Origin of the sequence: Pseudomonas sp. NPDC089406, from assembly GCF_044900265.1 — a bacterium.
In the GTDB taxonomy this organism is placed as follows: Bacteria; Pseudomonadota; Gammaproteobacteria; order Pseudomonadales; family Pseudomonadaceae; genus Aquipseudomonas; species Aquipseudomonas fakonensis.
The window spans coordinates 174133-192795 of record NZ_JBJDNC010000006.1 but is presented as its reverse complement, the minus strand read 5'-3'; the positions used below and the strand labels follow the sequence as shown (position 1 = coordinate 192795).

Genomic DNA, 18663 nt, shown 5'->3' with positions numbered 1-18663 from the left:
CGGCACAAGGCCGCTCCTACAGGGATCGTGCTGTAGGGAAGGGTTACTTCTTGCCCAGCCTGCGCAACTCATCCGACTCGACCACGCGCACCCCGTCTTCCTCTTCCAGCGCCAGGCGCCACAGTGCCCGGGCCAGGGTGCAGGCCTCGATGCCGCGGTACTTGCCGGGGATCAGCTTGGCGAACGGCGCCGCGACCATTTCACCCAGGCGCGGCTCCATGCGCTCGCCCAGCAGCAGCGACGGTCGCACGATGGTCAGTTGCGGCCAGTCCTGATCCTTCAGCGCCTGCTCCATCTCGCCCTTGACCCGGTTGTAGAAGATCGACGACTTCGGGTCGGCGCCCAGGGCGCTGACCACCAGCAGGTGGCGCGCGCCCATCTCGCGGGCGCGCTTGCTGAAGGCCACCACCATGTCCAGGTCGACAGCACGAAACGCCGATTCCGAGCCTGCCTGCTTGAGCGTGGTGCCCAGGCAGCAGAAGGCGATATCCACCCGGCCAGCCAGTTGCGGGAGAAACACGGCCGGGTCACCCACCGGGTTTTCCAGGTGCGGGTGCTCGGCCAGCGGCCGACGGGTCGGCGCCAGCACGCGGCTGATGGTGGGCTCGTTGAGCAAGCGGTCGAGCAGGTGTTCACCCGTCAGACCCGTGGCACCGGCAAGCAGGACATGCTGAGGCGTCAAATACATGATGTCTCTCCCTTGTTACATCACAGCTTAGTGGGCGCCTGGGGTTTTTGCCTGGCCCCCGCTGCGGGTTGCGCGTCGTTGCGCAAGGCTGTTTCGGCCTGTTGCTGGCGCAGCCGCTGCCAGTGTGCAAGCACCGGCGTCGGCGCCCAGATTTGCGGTTCGGAAGCCTCGAAACCTTCCCTGCGTTCCCTTTCGGCAACGCTGTCGCGCGCCAGTTCAAACGCCTGCTTGAGGTCATCGGTCTGGTTCAGTGCCTGGGCGAACAGGGCATCGCCGAAGTAGGTGAAGTCGGCTTCTTCGGAACAGCCGAACGACACCCGGTCGGGGCGTGCGGCGGTCATGATCAGGGTGCGGTCATCCTTCAGCGGGGCGATATAGCCACCGGAATAACAGGCCGAGATGACGATGACCTTGTCGCGCTCTTTGAGCGGGGCCAAGGCGCTGGCCAGCTCGTCGGCGGACAGGTCGGCCAGTTGCAGGCGCGGCTGGTCGAGCACCAGCTGGTGGTCCTGGCTGCCGTGGCTGGTCAGGTAGATGAACACCAGGTCTTCCGGGCCGCTGCGCTCGGCGATCACCCGGGCGGCGCGGGTCAGGCTCTCGCGGGTGGCCATGGGGCGGGTGGCCATGTGGTCGCGGTGGTTGACCAGGGTGACCTGGCCGTGGGCGCCAAAACGTACCTTGAGCATGTTGCTGACGTAGTCGGCTTCGCGCATGAACACGCTCTGCTGGCCGTCACCGGCCACCACCAGGCTGTACAACTGCACCGGCGGCACCGAGCGCGGCACCTTGGCCAGGGCATCGTCGAGCAGCTTGCCCTGCTTGAGCAGGGCCAGGTCCAGCGGGTCGGGCAGGGCCTGGCCCTGGTCGTTGCGCACCCGCACGCCATTGACCCAGTAACCGCTTTCGACCCGGCCATTGGCCAGGGTCAGGCGGCCGCTGCCCTGGTAGGCGTCGTCGGCGAAGCTGCCGCTGTACTCGCTGCCGTCGGCCAGTTGCAGGGTGCCCTTGCCGTTGAAGCGCCAGTCGCGAAAGCCGCCCTTGTAGTGGCTGCCGTCGCTGCCCAGCAGCTCGCCTTCGCCGCTCAGCGAGCCGTCCTTGAAGTCGCCGATCCATACATCGCCGTCGACGTTCTCGTAGCGGCCACGGCCTTCGAGGCGGTTATCCTTGAATTCACCGATGTACTGCTCGCCATCGGCGCTGTCGTAGGTGCCGGCACCCTGCAGGTGGCCGTCGATGAAATGCCCGCCGAACTGGTTGCCGGCGGCGTCGCTGCGCACCCCGGCGCCGTTGGGCTTGCCCTTGGCGAACAGGCCCTGGTAGCGGCTGCCGTCGGCCATTTCCAGCAGGCCGGCGCCGTCGTACTGGTCGTCCTTGAACTGGCCGCGGTAGGTCTGGTCGTGTTGCTTGAGGGTGCCTTCGCCGTCGCGCCGGCCGTGCTTGAAGGTGCCGGCGTAGTGGCTGCCCGGGGTGCTCAGGTCGCCCAGGCCCTCGAACAGGCCCTGGTTGAACTGGCCGCGGTAGACCTCGCCGTTGCTGCCGTGCCATTCACCCTGGCCGTGCCACTGGCCATCCTTGAACGCGCCGGCGTACCAGCTGCCGTTGGGGTAGTCGATGCGCCCTTCACCCTGCAGCAGGCCATTGACCACCTGGCCACGGTAGCGGCCGCCATCGGGCAGGCGCGCGTCGGGCGGCGACAAGGGTTCGCCCTCGCCACAGGCGGCGAGCAGCAGTGCGAGGGTCAATGGGAGCAGTGGGCGCATGGCGGGGTCCGGGCGAAACGATGCGCCGAGTATGCCGCACAATGATGGCGCTGGTGAATTGCGCTGCAGTATTGCCGGCAAGCCAGCCCCTGCAGGAGCCGGCTTGCCGGCGATGAGACCCGGTCAGACGAAGCAGAGCGACAGGGGTTCGGCAATATAAGCCGGCTTTTCCTCGCCTTCGATCTCCAGCGTGGCGGTGGCCTTGAGCAGCCATTGCCCGGGCTTCTTCTCGGTCACCTCGGCCAGCTCAAGCTTCAGGCGCACCTTGCTGTCGACCTTCACCGGCTGGATGAAGCGCACGCTGTCCAGTCCGTAGTTGACCACCATCTTCAGCCCCTCGGGCAGCACGATGATGTCTTCCATCAGCTTGGGCAGCAGCGACAGGGTGAGAAAACCATGGGCGATGGTGGTGCCGAACGGGGTTTTGGCGGCTTTCACCGGGTCGACGTGGATGAACTGAAAATCGCCGGTGGCTTCGGCGAACAGGTTGATGCGCTGTTGATCGATCTTCAGCCAGTCGGAACGTCCCAACTCCTTGCCAACGTACTGCGCAAGCTCTGTAACCGGTACATAGGGCATCGCGACTCTCCAGGTTGTCATTTGGTACGAGGGTGCAAGATCAGCACGGCGAACCGTTTCAGTCAAGTTGACCGCTTTTCGGCGAATATCGCCTTATAGCCACTTGCTTAGCGTGCTTATAATGGCCGCCTGCTTTCAGGAGGTCCGTATGCTGTTGCGTGGTTTGACCTGGCTGGTGCTGTTCCAGCTGCTGGGGACGGCGATCAATCACCTGTTCCTGCACATCCTGCCCGGGCCGATCATCGGCCTGCTGTTGCTGTTGGCCTACCTGATGCTCCGCGGCGAGGTGGGCAAGCCGCTCAACGAGGCGGCCGGCAGCCTGCTGCGCTACCTGCCGTTGCTGCTGGTGCCGCCGGCGGTGGGGGTGATGGTGTATGCCAAGGATATCGCCGCGGACTTCTGGGCCATCGTCGGGGCCCTGGTGATTTCCTGCCTGGCCACCCTGGTGCTGGTCGGCGTGCTGATGCAAAAGCTCATCCAGCGCCAGGGCAAGCGTGAGGAGCAGCCATGAACCTCGACTGGCACGGCGCCCTCGAGGCGCTCATCCACCACCCGCTGTTCGGCATCGGCATCACCCTGGCGGCCTACCAGCTGGTGCTGGCGGCTTACGAGAAAACCCGCTGGATCTTCCTGCAGCCGGTGCTGGTGTCGATGCTGCTGGTGATCGGCGTGCTGCTGCTGTGCGGCATCGACTACGCCGAATACCGCAAGAGCACCGAAATCATGAACATCCTGCTGGGCCCAGCCACCGTGGCCCTGGCGGTGCCGCTGTACCTGAACCTGCGGCGCATTCGCCAGCTGTTCTGGCCGACCTTTACTACGCTGGTAGTCGGAGGCCTGTTCGCCACCGTGGCCGGTGTAGGGCTGGCCTGGTGGTTCGGTGCCGAACACATGATCCTGATGACCATGGCGCCGAAATCGGTTACCTCGCCGATTGCCATGCTGGTGGCCGAGCAGATCGGCGGTGTGGCGGCCCTGGCGGCGGTGTTCGTGTTGATCACCGGGGTGATCGGGGCGATCTTCGGCCCGGCGCTGCTGAGCCGCCTGGGGGTACTAAGCCCCGAGGCCCGGGGCATGGCGCTTGGGGTGAGTGCCCACGCGGTGGGCACCTCGGTGGCCTTGCAGGAAAGTGACGAATGCGGCGCCTTCGCCGCGCTGGCAATGAGTTTGATGGGCGTGGCCACGGCGGTGTTTCTGCCGCTGGCGGTCAGCCTGGTGGCCTGAGGACTGCACATGACGCTACCGCTGTTTCCCCTGAATACCGTGCTGTTTCCCGGCTGCCTGCTCGATTTGCAGATTTTCGAGGCGCGCTATCTGGACATGATCGGCCGCTGCATGAAGCAGGGCGAAGGTTTTGGCGTGGTGTGCATCCTCGAAGGCGAGCAGGTGGGCAAGGCGCCGCCGGCGGTGGCCTCGGTCGGTTGCGAGGCGCTGATCCGCGATTTCGTGCAGCAGGACAACGGCCTGCTGGGTATTCGCGTCGAGGGCGTGCGGCGTTTTCGCGTGGCGCAGACCGAGGTGCGCAAGGACCAGTTGCTGGTGGGCGAGGTGCAATGGCTGCCGGAAACCGCCGATAGCCCGCTGGTGGAGCAGGACGACGACCTGCTGGCGCTGCTGCTGGCGCTGGGTGAGCACCCGATGGTCGAGGCGCTGGACATGCCGCGCGATGTGGATGGCCGGCAGTCCTTGGCCAACCAGCTGGCGTACCTGTTGCCGTTCATGGAAGAGGACAAGCTTCGCCTGCTGGAGATGGGCTCGCCGCAGGTGCGTCTGGAAGCCATTCAGACCTTGCTGGAACGCATTCAGGGCGAGCTGTTTGCCTGACGGTATGCCATGGCTGATTCGCGGGTAAACCCGCTCCCACAGGGTTTCGCGCTTCCTGTGGGAGCGGGTTTACCCGCGAAGAGGCCGCTGCAGGCGACCTCAGTATTGATAGCGCAACAACGCCTTCGGCAACGCATGCAGCATGAAGAACGCCAGCAGCGCCATGCACGCCGGCAGCACCAGCCACCACACCCGCTGCGACAGCGCCGTCAGCGGCTGGCGGTGCTGCACAACGGTCAGGCTCAGCGCGCACACGCAGCAGGCCAGCAGCGCCCCGGCCAGAATGTCGGTCGGCCAGTGCGCCCCCAGGTACACCCGCGACAAGGCGATGGCCAGTGCCGGTATGCAACCCAGCATCACCCAGGTCAGGCGCATGCGCGGCGGCTGGCTGCGCCCGGCCAGCACCGCCAGCACCAGAAAGAACGCGAACGACGCCGAACTGTGGCCGCTGGGCATGCTGTAGCTGGTCAGCGGGTCGCTCAGCACCTCTGGGCGGGCGCGGGCGAACAGCCACTTCAAGGTGCCGTTGGCGATCGCCGTGCCCATCAGTGCGGCAGCGGCAAACACCGCGTGGCGCCACTGCCGGGCCAGCAACAGCAGGCCGGTGAGCAGGCCGCCGAGGAAGAACTGGGTACGGAAGTCGCCCAGGCGGGTGACCATCACCAGTATGCCGTCCAGGGCCTGGCTGCGGTGCTCCTGCACCAGGGTCATCACGCCTTGGTCGAACGCGTTCAGATACGGCCAGCCGATGAACAAGGCAGCCACCGCCAGGCCGCTCAGAGCGGCGATCAGCCGGGTGCCATTGCGCTGGTCGCGAATGCTGTAGCTCAGGCTCAGGCCGATCAGTACCGCCAGGGTGCCGACTACCGCGCCGGCCTGCGGCCAGAAGCCTTCGGGCAGCGGCAGGCGCATGGCCGCGCCGGTGGCCCAGCCGGGCAGCAGGTAGGCCACCGACCAGCCGGCGCCGGCCACCAGGCTGACCGCGATGAAGCGCGGCAGGGGCATGTCGAACATGCCGGCGACCATCGGCAGCATCGGCCGCAGCGGGCCGATGAAACGCCCTACCAGCAGGCTGGCGATGCCGTAGCGCTGGAAGTACGCCTCGGCGCTGCCGATCCACTCGGGGTGGCTGCGCAGCAGTGGCAGGCGGCGGATGTTCTGGTGGAAATACTTGCCGATGGTGTAGGAGATGGCGTCACCCAAAAGGCCGCCGAGAAACCCCAGCAGCAGGGTTTCACCCAGGCTGAAGGCGCCGCTGCCGGCCAGCACGGCCACGGCGAACAGCAACACGGTGCCGGGCACGATGATGCCGGCAATGGCCAGGCATTCCACGCAGGCGACCAGAAAGATCGCCAGGCCCAGCCACTGGGGGTTGGCGCCTAGCCAGGCGGTCAGGCTGTCGAGCCATTGGCCCATGGGTCAGTTTCCTTGTTCCAGAATGAAGAAGTCGCGGCCTTCGACCTGCCCGCGGCGCAAAGGGTTGCGGGTGCAGAAGCGCGCGTAGTCGGCATCGACGAAGCGGTACGGCAGGTGCTCGTCGCGGCCATGGGGGATGCCCAGCCGCGCTGCCTGGATCACCCGCGGCACTTGAATGGCGCAGTCCTCGACGTACAGGCGCTCGGGGTCGAAGCGCTGCGCGTCCCAGTGCGGCACCTTCAGGCCCATGGCCCGGCACAGCAGGGTCTGGCCGTTGCACAGGCGCTCGGGCGGGCGCAGCGCGCCGCTGGCGTCGGGGTTGTTCAGTTGCATCTGCGCCAGGCTGTTTTCGTCGCTGAGGGCATCGGTGAAGGGGTAGGCCGACTTGATCAGCACCGCGTTACCCGGGCCCTGGGCGCTGAAGTTCAGCGAATCGCCGCCACGGGCGTAGTACATGTAGATATGCCCGCCGTCGAGGAACAGCGCCTTGCGCTTTTCGGTGTAGCCGAGCGAGGCGTGGCTGCCCTTGTCGGTCAGGTAGTAGGCCTCGGTTTCGATGATGCGTGCTGCCAGCCACAGGTTGCCGTGGCGGTGGCGGATGACCTTGCCCAGCAGGTCGCGGGCGAGGGTCTGCGCATCGCGGTCGAAGAAGCTGTCGGGCAGGGCGCGGGCGGGGCAGGGGGCTGGCATGCGGGCGCTTCGTGGTGATGAAGGCGGGGATGATAGCAATGAATGGCTTAATCGAGGCTGAATCGCGGTGGCCTCTTCGCGGGTAAACCCGCTCCCACAGGGCCTGCGCAACCCCTGTGGGAGCGGGTTTACCCGCGAAGGGCTGGATCCGGCTCGGACAATTCCGATACTGGTAGTTACATCTTTCCTACACATTACTTCCAGCCATTTTCTACCATCCGCCACCCGCCGCTGGGCGTACCGGGGCGCGCCAGTTATAATCAGCCGATTTCCCCTTTGCCAAGACACCGAGCCCATGACCGAGTCCGTTCTTGACTACATGACCCGCCTGGGTCGCGCCGCCCGCGAGGCCTCGCGCGTGATCGGGCGTGCCAGCACCGCGCAGAAGAACCGCGCCCTGCAGGCCGCCGCCGACGCGCTGGACGCCGCCCGCGACGCGCTCACCGCAGCCAACGAACAGGACCTGGCCAACGGCCGCAAGAACGGCCTGGAGCCGGCGCTGCTCGACCGCCTGGCACTCACCCCGGCGCGCATCGACGGCATGATCACCGGCTTGCGCCAGGTGGCCAGCCTGCCGGACCCGGTCGGCGCCATCCGTGACATGAGCTACCGCCCGTCGGGCATCCAGGTCGGCAAGATGCGCGTGCCGCTGGGGGTTATCGGCATCATTTACGAGTCGCGCCCGAACGTGACCATCGACGCTGCCAGCCTGTGCCTCAAGTCGGGCAACGCCACCATCCTGCGTGGCGGCTCCGAAGCCATCCACTCCAACCGCGCCATCGCCACCTGCATCCAGCGTGGCCTGGCCGAGGCCGGCCTGCCGCCGGCGGTGGTGCAGGTGGTCGAGACCACCGACCGTGAAGCGGTGGGCGCGCTGATCAGCATGCCCGAGTTCGTCGACGTGATCGTCCCCCGTGGCGGCCGTGGCTTGATCGAGCGCATCAGCCGCGACGCGCGGGTGCCGGTGATCAAGCACCTGGACGGTATCTGCCATGTGTTCGTCGATCAGCACGCCGACCTCGACAAGGCCTGGCGCGTGGCATTCAACGCCAAAACCTACCGCTACGGCATCTGCGGCGCCATGGAAACCCTGCTGGTGGATGCGTGCGTGGCCGAGGGCTTCTTGCCCGAGATGGCCCGCCGCTTCGTCGAGAAGGGCGTCGAGCTGCGCGGTTGCGAGCGCACCCGGGCGATCGTCGACGCCAAGCCTGCCAGCGAAGACGACTGGCACACCGAATACCTCGACGCCATCCTGTCGGTTCGCGTGGTCGACGGCCTGGACCAGGCCATCGAGCACATCAACCACTACGGCTCGCACCACACCGACTCGATCATCACCGAGCACCAGGGCCAGGCCCGGCGCTTCATGGCCGAGGTCGACTCGGCGTCGGTCATGCTCAACACCCCGACCTGCTTCGCCGACGGCTTCGAGTACGGCCTGGGCGCAGAGATCGGCATCTCCACCGACAAGCTGCACGCCCGCGGCCCGGTGGGCCTCGAAGGCCTGACCTGCGAGAAGTACGTGGTGATCGGCGACGGCCAGCTGCGCGGCCAGGAGTCCTGCTGAGTTGAGCAAGGCTGCGGCAGTCCGGCGCATCGGCATTCTTGGCGGAACCTTCGACCCGGTGCATATCGGCCACCTGCGCAGCGCGCTGGAAGTGGCCGAGTTCATGCGCCTGGACGAACTGCGCCTGCTGCCCAACGCCCGCCCGCCGCACCGCGACACCCCGCAGGTGGCGCCCGAGGACCGGCTGGCCATGGTGCGCAGCGCGGTCGAAGGGGTGGCTTGCCTGAGCGTCGACGCCCGCGAGCTTGCCCGCGACAAACCGTCGTACACCATCGACACGCTGGAGTCGGTGCGCGGCGAGCTGAACCCCCACGACCAGCTGTACCTGGTGCTGGGTTGGGATGCCTTTTGCGGTTTGCCCAGCTGGCACCGCTGGGAAGAATTGCTGCAACACTGTCACATCCTGGTGCTGCAACGCCCGGATGCCGACGTAGAACCCCCTGACGAGCTGCGCAATTTGCTGGCAGCCCGTTCACAGAGCGATCCCACCGCCATGTCCGGCCCGGCGGGGCACATTTCGTTCGTCTGGCAGACCCCGCTTGCGGTGTCCGCCACGCAGATCCGACAGCTGCTGGCCAGTGGCAAGTCGGTTCGGTATCTGGTGCCGGACGCAGTACTGGCCTACATCGAGGCGCACGGCCTGTACCGTGCGTCCAACTGACGGCGCCGGCTGGCGCCTCAATCAATGAGTTGAACGAGTTTTATATGACCAAGCAGAAAATCAATGGCGAAGAACTGGTCGAGCTGGCCAAGGCCGCGCTGGAAGACGTCAAGGCCCAGGACATCCAGGTCATCGACGTGCGCGACAAGCACAGCCTGACCGACTACATGATCATTGCCACCGGTACCTCCAACCGCCAGATCAACGCGATGCTGGAAAAGGTCCGTGAAGCCGTCAAGGCCAAGGGCGCACAGCCCCTGGGCGAAGAAGGCAAGGGCGACAGCGACTGGGTGCTGCTGGACCTGAACGACGTCATCGTGCACATGATGACCGCCGCAGCCCGCCAGTTCTACGACCTGGAGCGCCTGTGGCTGGGTGCCGAGCAGAGCCGTGCCGCCGATGCCAAGCACCACAGCCCGGAAAACGCCAGCGACTACTTCACCGACAAGCTCAAAGACCGGGAATAAGGAAGCGCCGTGCGCCTGCGCCTGATCGCGGTCGGCTCGCGCATGCCCAAGTGGGTCGAGGAAGGCTGGCATGAATATGCCAAGCGCCTGCCCCCTGAGCTTGCGCTGGAGCTGGTGGAAATCCCGCTGAACACCCGTGGCAAGAATGCCGATGTCGCCCGCCTGATCCGTCAGGAGGGCGAGGCGATGCTGAGCAAGGTGCAGCCCGGGGAACGCATCGTCACCCTCGAGGTCCATGGCAAGCCCTGGAGCACCGAGCAACTGGCGGGCGAGCTGGACCGTTGGCGCCTGGACGCGCGTACGGTCAACCTGATGGTGGGCGGCCCGGAAGGGCTGGCACCGGAGGTCTGTGCGCGCAGCGAACAGCGCTGGTCGCTGTCGCCGCTGACCTTGCCGCACCCGTTGGTACGGATACTGATCGGCGAGCAGATCTACCGCGCCTGGACCGTGTTGTCCGGGCACCCCTACCACAAATGAACCTGTAAGCCCGCCGATGCCGCAGCAGATCCCCCTCAAGGACCACGAGAAAGACGCCCGCCTGGTGCGTAACCGCGTCGTCGTGGGCGCGGTGGCGATCATGCTGCTGATCTGCGTGCTGATTGCGCGGCTGTATTTCCTCCAGGTCATCCAGTACGACTATCACTCGACGCTGTCGGAGAACAACCGGGTGCATGTGCAGCCGATTCCGCCGACCCGCGGGCTGATCTTTGACCGCAACGGGGTGATCGTCGCCGACAACCGGCCCAGCTTCAGCCTGGTGATGACCCGCGAGCGCGCCGGCAACCCCGGCAAGTGGCAGGAAGTGCTGGATGTGATCGTCGAGGTGCTGGAACTGACCCCCGACGACCGCGCGCTGTTCGAAAAACGCATGAAGCAGGGGCGCCGGCCGTTCGAGCCGGTGCCGATCCTGTTCGAGCTCAACGAAGAGCAGATCGCCCGCATTGCGGTGAACCAGTTCCGCCTGCCGGGTGTCGAGGTGGCGGCGCAGTTGGTGCGCCACTACCCGCAGGGTGCGCACTTCGCCCACTCGGTGGGTTACGTGGGGCGTATCAACGAAAAAGAGCTGAAGACACTGGACCCGGTGAACTACAGCGGCACCCACCATATCGGCAAGACCGGCATCGAGCGCTTCTACGAGGACGACCTGCACGGCCAGGTGGGCTACGAAGAGGTCGAGACCAACGCCCGCGGGCGGGTATTGCGGGTGCTCAAGCGCACCGACCCCAAGCCTGGCAAAGACATTGTGCTGAGCCTCGACATCAAGCTGCAGGAGGCTGCCGAACAGGCCCTGGGCGGGCGGCGTGGCGCCATCGTGGCGCTGGACCCGCGCACCGGCGAGGTGCTGGCGATGGTCAGCCAGCCAAGCTTCGACCCCAACCTGTTCGTCACCGGCATCGGTTTCAAGGCCTATGCCGAGCTGCGCGACTCGATCGACCGCCCGCTGTTCAACCGCGTGCTGCGCGGCCTCTATCCACCAGGCTCGACCATCAAGCCGGCGGTGGCCATTGCCGGCCTGGACAGCGGCGTGGTCAATGCCAGCAGCCGGGTGTTCGACCCCGGCTACTATCAGTTGCCCAACTACGACCACAAGTACCGTAACTGGAACCGCAGCGGTGACGGCTGGGTCGACCTGGACCTGGCGATCATGCGCTCCAACGACACCTACTTCTACGACCTGGCGCACAAGATGGGCATCGACCGGCTGTCGAGCTACATGAACCGCTTCGGCCTGGGGCAAAAAGTGGCGCTGGACATGTTCGAGGAGTCCGCAGGCCTGATGCCGACCCGCGAATGGAAGCGCGCCACGCGCCGCCAGGCCTGGTTCCCGGGCGAAACGCTGATTCTCGGTATCGGCCAGGGCTACATGCAGGCCACCCCGTTGCAAATGGCCCAGGCCACCGCGTTGATCGCCAGCAAAGGCAAATGGATGCGCCCGCACCTGGCCAAGACCATCGAGGGCCAGCCCCCGGTGGACGAAAACCCCATCGATGACATCGTGCTGCGTGACCCGTCCGACTGGAACAAGGTCACCCATGGCATGGAACAGGTGATGCACAACGCCCGCGGTACCGCGCGGGCCGCCGCCGCCGGCGCGCAGTACCGCATTGCCGGCAAGAGCGGTACCGCCCAGGTGGTCGCCATCAAGCAGGGCGAGAAGTACGACCGCAACAAGGTCCAGGAGCGTCACCGCGACCATGCCCTGTTCGTCGGCTTTGCGCCTGCCGAGGCCCCCAGGATCGTGATCTCGGTGATGATCGAAAACGGCGAGGCGGGTGGCCGTGTCGCTGCCCCCGTGATGCGTCAGGTCATGGATGCCTGGCTGCTCGACGAGAACGGCCTGCTCAAGGCAGAGCCCGGCACCGCCACAGTCGCTCAGGAAACGGCCCCGTGAAGAACAATTTCGATCGCATGCTCTCCAGCGAGGACGTGATGCGCAGGCGCGCCAGCTTCCTGCAGCGCATCCATGTCGACGGCCCCTTGCTGCTCATTCTGCTGACCCTCGCCGCCGGCAGCCTGTTCGTGCTGTATTCGGCCAGCGGCAAGAACTGGGACCTGCTGATGAAGCAGGCCAGCTCGTTCGGCATCGGCCTGGTGTCGATGTTCATCATCGCCCAGCTGGAGCCGCGCTTCATGGCCCGCTGGGTGCCGCTGGCCTACCTGGCCGGGGTGTTGCTGCTGGTGGTGGTGGACGTGATGGGCCACAACGCCATGGGCGCCACGCGCTGGATCAACATCCCCGGGGTGATCCGCTTCCAGCCCTCGGAGTTCATGAAGATCATCATGCCGGCGACCATCGCCTGGTACCTGTCCAAGCGCACCTTGCCGCCGCACCTCAAGCACGTGGCCATCAGCCTGGTGCTGATCGGCGTGCCGTTCATTCTCATCGTGCGCCAGCCTGACCTGGGCACCGCACTGCTGATTCTCGCCTCCGGCGCCTTCGTGCTGTTCATGGGCGGCCTGCGCTGGCGCTGGATCATCAGCGTAATCGCCGCCGCGGTGCCGGTGGCGGTGGCGATGTGGTTCTTCGTCATGCACGACTACCAAAAGCAACGGGTACTGACCTTCCTCGACCCGGAAAGCGACCCGCTGGGCACCGGCTGGAACATCATCCAGTCCAAGGCGGCGATCGGCTCGGGCGGGGTGTTCGGCAAGGGCTGGCTGTTGGGCACCCAGTCGCACCTGGACTTTTTGCCCGAAAGCCACACCGACTTCATCATCGCCGTGCTGGGTGAGGAGTTCGGCCTGGTGGGCATCTGCCTGCTTCTGATCATCTACCTGCTGCTGATCGGCCGCGGCCTGATGATCACCGCCCAGGCACAGACCCTGTTCGGCAAACTGCTGGCGGGCAGCCTGACCATGACTTTCTTTGTTTATGTGTTCGTCAATATCGGGATGGTCAGCGGCCTTCTGCCCGTGGTGGGCGTGCCGCTGCCCTTCATCAGCTATGGCGGAACTTCGTTGGTGACGCTGCTGTCAGCGTTTGGCGTTTTGATGTCGATCCACACGCACCGCAAATGGATCGCACAGGTTTGAAAAAGGTGAAGAATTTCATGCAAGCAGTGCGTAACTGGGCTGCCCGTTGTGCGCCGTGGCTCGGCGCGGTAAGCCTGTTCGGCGCTGTCCAGCAGGCCACGGCCGGTGATTACGACGGCTCGCCCCAGGTGGCCGAGTTCGTCGGCGAGATGACCCGTGACTACGGCTTTGCCGGTGAGCAGCTGATGGGCGTGTTCCGCGAGGTGCAGCGCAAGCAGGCGATACTGGATGCCATTTCGCGGCCGGCCGAACGGGTCAAACCCTGGAAAGAATACCGCCCGATGTTCATCACCGACGCGCGCATCGCCCGCGGCGTGGACTTCTGGCGCCAGCACGAGGCCGTTCTGGCCCGCGCCGAGCAGGAATACGGCGTACCGGCGCAGTACATCGTCGCGATCATCGGCGTCGAGACTTTCTTTGGGCGCAATACCGGCAACTACCGGGTGATCGATGCCCTGTCGACCCTGGGCTTCGACTACCCGCCACGGGCCGAGTTCTTCCGCAAGGAGCTGCGCGAGTTCCTTTTGCTGGCCCGTGAAGAGCAGCTCGACCCGCTGACGCTCAAGGGCTCCTACGCCGGCGCCATGGGCCTGCCGCAGTTCATGCCGAGCAGCTTCCGTAATTACGCGGTGGACTTCGACGGCGACGGCCACATCAATATCTGGAACAACCCGGACGATGCCATCGGCAGTGTCGCCAGCTACTTCAAGCGCCACGGCTGGGTGGCCGGGGAGCCGGTGGTCAGCCGCGCCATGGTGCGTGGCGAGCGTGCCGACGAGGGCCTGACCACGGGTATCGAGCCGGTCAAGACCGTGGCAGAGTTGCGGGCGCTGGGCTGGTCGAGTCATGATGCGCTGCGCGATGATCTGCCGGTCACCGCCTTCCGCCTGGAAGGCGAAAACGGCCCCGAGTACTGGATGGGCTTGAAGAATTTCTACGCGATCACTCGCTACAATCGCAGCGTGATGTATGCCATGGCGGTGCATCAGCTATCGGAACAGCTGGTTCAGGCACGGGGCGTCAAATAAATGCGCGAGTTCTTCACAGCCAATAGCTTCAAACTGCTGACCTGCGTGGCCGTCGGCCTGGTGCTGGCCAGTTGCTCGTCCAGCCGCCCGACCTCGCAAAGCACCGGCAACGCGGTGCGTTCGCAGCCGGGCCTGGACATCAACCGCGCCCACAAGGATGGCGCGCCCTGGTGGGATGTCGACGTCAACAAGATCCCCGACGCCACCCCGACCGTGCACACCGGCAACTACAAGGCCAACCCGTACACGGTGCTGGGCAAGACCTACTACCCGATGCAGGACTCGCGCAACTACCGCGCCGAGGGCACCGCGTCGTGGTACGGCACCAAGTTCCACGGCCAGAACACCGCCAACGGCGAGCTCTACGACTTGTACGGCATGAGCGCGGCGCACAAGACCCTGCCGCTGCCGGCCTACGTGCGGGTGACCAACCTGGCCAACGGGCGCAGCGTGATCCTGCGGGTCAACGACCGTGGCCCGTTCTATTCCGACCGCATCATCGACCTGTCGTACGCTGCGGCGAAAAAGCTCGGTTACGCCGAGATCGGCACCGCCCACGTGCGCGTCGAGGGCATCGACCCGCAGCAGTGGTGGGCCGATCGTGGCCAGCAGCAGCCGCTGATGCTCAAGGAGCCGCAAGTGGCCCAGGCCCAGCCGGTTGCCGCCAGCACCGGCCGGGTCGAGCAATGGACCCCGCCGGCCCAGCAGCACGCAGCGCCAGTGGTACCGGTGCAGGTGTCGGGCAACAACGTGCCGGCCAGCGCCGGTGGCAGCTTCCTGCAGGTGGGCGCCTTCGCCAACCCGGACGCCGCCGAACTGCTGCGCTCCAAGCTCAGCACCATGGTCAGTGCGCCGGTGTTCATCAGCTCCATCGTGCGTAACCAGCAGACCCTGCACCGCGTGCGCCTGGGGCCGATCAACAGCCAGGGCGAGATCCAGCAGGCCCAGGACAGCATTCGCCTGGCGAACCTGGGGCAGGCCAAGGTTGTCACTGACTGACCGCGTTGCATTCTTCGCGGGCAAGCCCGCTCCTACAGGGTTTTCGATCGCTGCGGGAGCGGGCTTACCCGCGAAGCAGAGCACGCCGACCTGTCGGTTTGTTCATGAATTACCGGGCTTTGCCATGTACAATGCCCGCTTTTGCCCATAGCGGCATTACGCCGCACCTTAAATGGGCCAGGCCATTGGCCGTATAACCAGACTGACGGGGCGTCGGGCACACGAAGTGGCCCACGGAACATCAGACCATTAGCGATTTACGAGAGACGGATGAACATCACCAACCTTGCCAAACGACTTTGCCTGCCCGTTCTGCTGATGATCACGCCTGCTGCCTTCGCAGCAGAGCAGATGATGCCGGCACCACCTCAACTGGCCGCCAAGTCCTATGTACTGATGGACGCGTCCAGCGGCAACGTGCTGGTCGAGAACAACGGTGACGAGCGCCTGCCGCCAGCCAGCCTGACCAAGCTGATGACTGCCTACATCGCCACCCTGGACATCCGTCGTGGCCAGATCGGCGAGAACGACCCGGTGACCGTCAGCGAAAACGCCTGGCGTACCGGCGGTTCGCGCATGTTCATCAAGGTCGGCAGCCAGGTCACCGTCAGCGACCTGCTGCACGGCATCATCATCCAGTCCGGCAACGATGCCTCGGTCGCCCTGTCCGAGCACATCGCCGGCAGCGAAGACGCCTTCGCCGACATGATGAACAAGACCGCCGCCGACCTGGGCATGAGCAACAGCCACTTCATGAACCCGACCGGCCTGCCGAACCCGGAGCACTACTCCTCGGCCCACGACATGGCCCTGCTGGCGCGCGCGATCATCAACGAAGACCCGGCTCACTACGCGATCTACTCGCAGAAAGAGTTCTTCTGGAACAACATCAAGCAGCCTAACCGCAACCTGCTGCTGTGGCGTGACAAGACCGTCGACGGTCTGAAAACCGGCCACACTGAAGAAGCCGGCTACTGCATGGTGGCCTCGGCCGTCCGTGACGGCCAGCGCCTGGTGGCGGTGGTCTTCGGCACCAACAGCGAACAGGCCCGTGCCGCCGAAACGCAAAAACTGCTGACCTACGGCTTCCGCTTCTTCGAAACCCAGACCTTCTACCAGAAGGGCACCGAGCTGACCCAGGCTCCGGTCTGGAAGGGCGCCACCTCGCAGGTTAAAGCGGGCCTGGCCAACGACCTGACCATGACCCTGCCTAAAGGCCAGCTTAAACGTCTGGTGGCTTCGATGACCATGAACCCGCAACTGACCGCACCCATCGCCAAAGGTGACGTGATCGGTAAAGTGGAAGTCAAACTGGACGAGAAAGTGGTCCACAGCGCCGACCTGATCGCCCTCGACGGCGTCGAGGAAGGTGGAATCTTCCGCCGTATGTGGGACAGCATCCGCCTGTTCTTCTATGGTTTGTTCAACTGATACGTGACCTGCATGCCCCCGTGAACCAGGCGGGGGCATTGCTGCTGCCACGGCTTACGAGGCCGTTACCGCCATGAGCGAAGAAGACGTCAAGTCGCACAAGATCGAATTTCCCTGCGAGGACTACCCGATCAAGGTGATCGGCGATACCGTTGTCGGTTTCCGCGACACCGTGATCGAGATCCTCAGCAAGCACGCCAAGGTCGACCTGTCGACGCTGGCCGAGCGCCAGAGCAAGGAAGGCAAGTACACCACCGTTCAACTGCATATCGTCGCCGAAAGCGAGAACCAGTTGCACGACATCAACAGCGCCCTGCGTGCCACCGGCATCGTGAAAATGGTGCTGTGATGAGCGCTTGCCTCGGTATTCGCGAACTTGGCCTGCAGCCCTATGAACCGGTGCTGGAGGCCATGCGCCGCTTTACCGAGCAACGCGGCCCGGACACGCAAGACGAGGTCTGGCTGGTGGAACACCCGGCGGTGTTCACCCAGGGCCAGGCCGGCAAGGCCGAGCACCTGCTGGTGCCCGGCGACATCCCGGTGGTGCAGACCGACCGCGGCGGCCAGGTCACCTACCACGGCCCCGGCCAACTGGTCGCCTACCTGCTGCTGGATGTGCGCCGCCTGGGCTTTGGCGTGCGCGAACTGGTCAGCCGCATCGAGCGTACGCTGATCGAGTTGCTGGCCAGTTACGACGTGCAGGCTGCAGCCAAGGCCGATGCGCCGGGTGTCTATGTCGATGGCGCGAAGATCGCGTCACTTGGCCTTCGAATTCGCAACGGCCGTTCGTTCCACGGCCTTGCCCTGAACGTGGACATGGACCTTGCGCCATTCCGCCGAATCAACCCCTGTGGGTATGCGGGGCTGGCCATGACCCAGCTGCGTGACCTGGCAGGCCCGATCGAACTCGACGAGGTCAGGACAAGGCTGCGCGGACAGCTGGTCAAGCACCTCGACTATGCTGAGCAGACGACCCTCACGGGCGGAATCGACTGAATATGACAACTGTGCAAGAAGCCGTGCCGAACCTGATCCCGACGCAAGACGTCACCCCGCGTCCGGCCCCGAAGAAAGTGGAAGCCGGCGTGAAGCTGCGCGGCGCCGAAAAGGTCGCGCGCATCCCGGTGAAGATCATCCCCACCGAAGACCTGCCGAAAAAACCCGACTGGATCCGCGTGCGCATTCCGGTTTCGCCGGAAGTCGACCGCATCAAGCAACTGCTGCGCAAGCACAAGCTGCACAGCGTGTGCGAAGAGGCCTCCTGCCCGAACCTGGGCGAGTGCTTCTCCGGTGGTACCGCCACCTTCATGATCATGGGTGATATCTGCACCCGTCGCTGCCCGTTCTGCGACGTCGGCCACGGCCGGCCGAAGCCGCTGGACCTGGACGAGCCGAAAAACCTCGCTGTGGCCATCGCCGACCTGCGTCTTAAGTACGTGGTGATCACCTCGGTGGACCGCGACGACCTGCGTGACGGCGGCGCCCAGCACTTTGCCGACTGCATCCGCGAAATCCGCGCGCTGTCGCCGGGCGTGCAGCTGGAAACCCTGGTGCCGGACTACCGCGGCCGTATGGACGTGGCCCTAGAAATCACCGCGCAGACCCCGCCGGACGTGTTCAACCACAACCTCGAAACCGTACCGCGCCTGTACAAGGCCGCGCGCCCGGGTTCGGACTACGACTGGTCGCTGGACCTGCTGCAGAAATTCAAGCAGATGGTCCCGCATGTACCGACCAAGTCCGGCCTGATGCTGGGCCTGGGCGAAACCGATGAAGAGGTGATCGAGGTCATGCACCGCATGCGCGAGCACGATATCGACATGCTCACCCTCGGCCAGTATCTGCAGCCGTCGCGCAGCCACCTGCCGGTGCAGCGCTTCGTGCACCCGGACACCTTCGCCTGGTTCGCCGAGGAAGGCTACAAGATGGGCTTCAAGAACGTCGCCTCGGGCCCGCTGGTGCGTTCGTCGTACCACGCTGACCAGCAAGCGCACGAGGCCAAGATCAAGCTCTGACAGG

At 65.2% G+C, this 18663-nt stretch carries 19 protein-coding genes and 1 pseudogene; 15 read left to right on the top strand and 5 right to left on the bottom strand.

Features of this window, described 5'->3' with window-relative positions; genetic code table 11:
* Positions 1 to 43: 43 nt before the first annotated feature.
* From ACI2KK_RS06685 to ACI2KK_RS06675, 3 genes and pseudogenes are all read right to left on the bottom strand, one after another.
* Positions 44 to 688, bottom strand: a complete 645-nt coding sequence (locus tag ACI2KK_RS06685; RefSeq protein WP_369989471.1) for an oxidoreductase — start codon at positions 686 to 688, stop codon at positions 44 to 46.
* A 27-nt stretch (positions 689 to 715) separates the two neighbouring features.
* Positions 716 to 2448 (bottom strand): annotated as a pseudogene (locus ACI2KK_RS06680) (C13 family peptidase).
* Positions 2449 to 2571: 123 nt separating this feature from the next.
* On the bottom strand, positions 2572 to 3027 hold the full coding sequence (locus ACI2KK_RS06675; protein WP_404668338.1) for a MaoC family dehydratase: 456 nt from the start codon (positions 3025 to 3027) through the stop codon (positions 2572 to 2574).
* Positions 3028 to 3175: 148 nt separating this feature from the next.
* Between ACI2KK_RS06675 and ACI2KK_RS06670 the strand changes: the two genes are divergently transcribed.
* From ACI2KK_RS06670 to ACI2KK_RS06660, 3 genes are read left to right on the top strand one after another with little or no spacing between them, the layout of a single operon-like run.
* Positions 3176 to 3538 carry a CidA/LrgA family protein gene (locus ACI2KK_RS06670; protein WP_404668337.1) on the top strand — a complete coding sequence of 121 codons (363 nt, stop codon included), beginning with the start codon at positions 3176 to 3178 and terminating at the stop codon, positions 3536 to 3538.
* Complete coding sequence (locus tag ACI2KK_RS06665) at positions 3535 to 4251, top strand: LrgB family protein (protein ID WP_369989475.1); 717 nt, start codon at positions 3535 to 3537, stop codon at positions 4249 to 4251. Before ACI2KK_RS06670 ends, ACI2KK_RS06665 begins: the two co-directional genes overlap by 4 nt.
* Positions 4252 to 4260: 9 nt before the next feature.
* Complete coding sequence (locus ACI2KK_RS06660) at positions 4261 to 4851, top strand: LON peptidase substrate-binding domain-containing protein (RefSeq protein WP_404668336.1); 591 nt, start codon at positions 4261 to 4263, stop codon at positions 4849 to 4851.
* 99 nt (positions 4852 to 4950) lie between these two features.
* Here ACI2KK_RS06660 and ACI2KK_RS06655 read toward each other — a convergent pair whose 3' ends face one another.
* Together ACI2KK_RS06655 and ACI2KK_RS06650 are read right to left on the bottom strand one after the other, a co-directional pair.
* A complete protein-coding gene (locus ACI2KK_RS06655) occupies positions 4951 to 6267 on the bottom strand; it encodes a bifunctional DedA family/phosphatase PAP2 family protein (protein WP_404668335.1) in 1317 nt (438 codons plus the stop codon).
* Between the two features lie 3 nt (positions 6268 to 6270).
* Positions 6271 to 6957, bottom strand: coding sequence for a DNA-3-methyladenine glycosylase (locus ACI2KK_RS06650; RefSeq protein WP_217887574.1), 687 nt, complete (start codon positions 6955 to 6957; stop codon positions 6271 to 6273).
* A 295-nt stretch (positions 6958 to 7252) separates the two neighbouring features.
* Here ACI2KK_RS06650 and ACI2KK_RS06645 point away from each other — a divergent pair, with 295 nt between their 5' ends.
* The 12 genes from ACI2KK_RS06645 (at position 7253) to lipA (ending at position 18659) form a co-directional block, all read left to right on the top strand.
* Positions 7253 to 8524, top strand: a complete 1272-nt coding sequence (locus ACI2KK_RS06645) for a glutamate-5-semialdehyde dehydrogenase (RefSeq protein WP_404668334.1) — start codon at positions 7253 to 7255, stop codon at positions 8522 to 8524.
* A 1-nt stretch (position 8525) separates the two neighbouring features.
* On the top strand, positions 8526 to 9185 hold the full coding sequence (gene nadD, locus ACI2KK_RS06640) for a nicotinate-nucleotide adenylyltransferase (protein ID WP_404668333.1): 660 nt from the start codon (positions 8526 to 8528) through the stop codon (positions 9183 to 9185).
* Between the two features lie 44 nt (positions 9186 to 9229).
* Positions 9230 to 9652 carry a ribosome silencing factor gene (gene rsfS / locus ACI2KK_RS06635; protein ID WP_404668332.1) on the top strand — a complete coding sequence of 141 codons (423 nt, stop codon included), beginning with the start codon at positions 9230 to 9232 and terminating at the stop codon, positions 9650 to 9652.
* Between the two features lie 9 nt (positions 9653 to 9661).
* Positions 9662 to 10129: a 23S rRNA (pseudouridine(1915)-N(3))-methyltransferase RlmH gene (gene rlmH / locus ACI2KK_RS06630; RefSeq protein ID WP_023631106.1), complete on the top strand. Its 468-nt coding sequence runs from the start codon at positions 9662 to 9664 to the stop codon at positions 10127 to 10129.
* Between the two features lie 16 nt (positions 10130 to 10145).
* Complete coding sequence (gene mrdA / locus ACI2KK_RS06625; RefSeq protein ID WP_217841618.1) at positions 10146 to 12044, top strand: penicillin-binding protein 2; 1899 nt, start codon at positions 10146 to 10148, stop codon at positions 12042 to 12044.
* A 38-nt stretch (positions 12045 to 12082) separates the two neighbouring features.
* Positions 12083 to 13186, top strand: a complete 1104-nt coding sequence (gene rodA / locus ACI2KK_RS06620; protein WP_217843511.1) for a rod shape-determining protein RodA — start codon at positions 12083 to 12085, stop codon at positions 13184 to 13186.
* 17 nt (positions 13187 to 13203) lie between these two features.
* On the top strand, positions 13204 to 14214 hold the full coding sequence (gene mltB, locus ACI2KK_RS06615; RefSeq protein WP_404668331.1) for a lytic murein transglycosylase B: 1011 nt from the start codon (positions 13204 to 13206) through the stop codon (positions 14212 to 14214).
* Positions 14215 to 15213 carry a septal ring lytic transglycosylase RlpA family protein gene (locus ACI2KK_RS06610; RefSeq protein WP_404668330.1) on the top strand — a complete coding sequence of 333 codons (999 nt, stop codon included), beginning with the start codon at positions 14215 to 14217 and terminating at the stop codon, positions 15211 to 15213.
* A 270-nt stretch (positions 15214 to 15483) separates the two neighbouring features.
* On the top strand, positions 15484 to 16644 hold the full coding sequence (locus ACI2KK_RS06605) for a D-alanyl-D-alanine carboxypeptidase family protein (protein ID WP_217841621.1): 1161 nt from the start codon (positions 15484 to 15486) through the stop codon (positions 16642 to 16644).
* Between the two features lie 73 nt (positions 16645 to 16717).
* Positions 16718 to 16993 (top strand): DUF493 domain-containing protein, encoded by a 276-nt coding sequence (locus ACI2KK_RS06600; RefSeq protein ID WP_011535839.1) that lies wholly within the window; start codon positions 16718 to 16720, stop codon positions 16991 to 16993.
* Positions 16993 to 17640, top strand: a complete 648-nt coding sequence (gene lipB, locus ACI2KK_RS06595) for a lipoyl(octanoyl) transferase LipB (protein ID WP_404668329.1) — start codon at positions 16993 to 16995, stop codon at positions 17638 to 17640. The genes ACI2KK_RS06600 and lipB overlap by 1 nt, the downstream gene beginning before the upstream one ends.
* Before the next feature lie 2 nt (positions 17641 to 17642).
* Entirely contained in the window at positions 17643 to 18659 is a 1017-nt protein-coding gene (gene lipA / locus ACI2KK_RS06590) for a lipoyl synthase (RefSeq protein ID WP_404668328.1), read from the top strand.
* Positions 18660 to 18663 lie beyond the last annotated feature (4 nt).

Bases quoted from the DNA above. Each gene is read 5' to 3' on its own strand.
- ACI2KK_RS06685 (WP_369989471.1), bottom strand. From the start codon at position 688: ATGTATTTGACGCCTCAGCATGTCCTGCTTGCCGGTGCCACGGGTCTG.
- ACI2KK_RS06675 (WP_404668338.1), bottom strand. From the start codon at position 3,027: ATGCCCTATGTACCGGTTACAGAGCTTGCGCAGTACGTTGGCAAGGAG.
- ACI2KK_RS06670 (WP_404668337.1), top strand. From the start codon at position 3,176: ATGCTGTTGCGTGGTTTGACCTGGCTGGTGCTGTTCCAGCTGCTGGGG.
- ACI2KK_RS06665 (WP_369989475.1), top strand. From the start codon at position 3,535: ATGAACCTCGACTGGCACGGCGCCCTCGAGGCGCTCATCCACCACCCG.
- ACI2KK_RS06660 (WP_404668336.1), top strand. From the start codon at position 4,261: ATGACGCTACCGCTGTTTCCCCTGAATACCGTGCTGTTTCCCGGCTGC.
- ACI2KK_RS06655 (WP_404668335.1), bottom strand. From the start codon at position 6,267: ATGGGCCAATGGCTCGACAGCCTGACCGCCTGGCTAGGCGCCAACCCC.
- ACI2KK_RS06650 (WP_217887574.1), bottom strand. From the start codon at position 6,957: ATGCCAGCCCCCTGCCCCGCCCGCGCCCTGCCCGACAGCTTCTTCGAC.
- ACI2KK_RS06645 (WP_404668334.1), top strand. From the start codon at position 7,253: ATGACCGAGTCCGTTCTTGACTACATGACCCGCCTGGGTCGCGCCGCC.
- rsfS (WP_404668332.1), top strand. From the start codon at position 9,230: ATGACCAAGCAGAAAATCAATGGCGAAGAACTGGTCGAGCTGGCCAAG.
- mrdA (WP_217841618.1), top strand. From the start codon at position 10,146: ATGCCGCAGCAGATCCCCCTCAAGGACCACGAGAAAGACGCCCGCCTG.
- rodA (WP_217843511.1), top strand. From the start codon at position 12,083: ATGCGCAGGCGCGCCAGCTTCCTGCAGCGCATCCATGTCGACGGCCCC.
- mltB (WP_404668331.1), top strand. From the start codon at position 13,204: ATGCAAGCAGTGCGTAACTGGGCTGCCCGTTGTGCGCCGTGGCTCGGC.
- ACI2KK_RS06610 (WP_404668330.1), top strand. From the start codon at position 14,215: ATGCGCGAGTTCTTCACAGCCAATAGCTTCAAACTGCTGACCTGCGTG.
- ACI2KK_RS06605 (WP_217841621.1), top strand. From the start codon at position 15,484: ATGAACATCACCAACCTTGCCAAACGACTTTGCCTGCCCGTTCTGCTG.
- ACI2KK_RS06600 (WP_011535839.1), top strand. From the start codon at position 16,718: ATGAGCGAAGAAGACGTCAAGTCGCACAAGATCGAATTTCCCTGCGAG.
- lipB (WP_404668329.1), top strand. From the start codon at position 16,993: ATGAGCGCTTGCCTCGGTATTCGCGAACTTGGCCTGCAGCCCTATGAA.
- lipA (WP_404668328.1), top strand. From the start codon at position 17,643: ATGACAACTGTGCAAGAAGCCGTGCCGAACCTGATCCCGACGCAAGAC.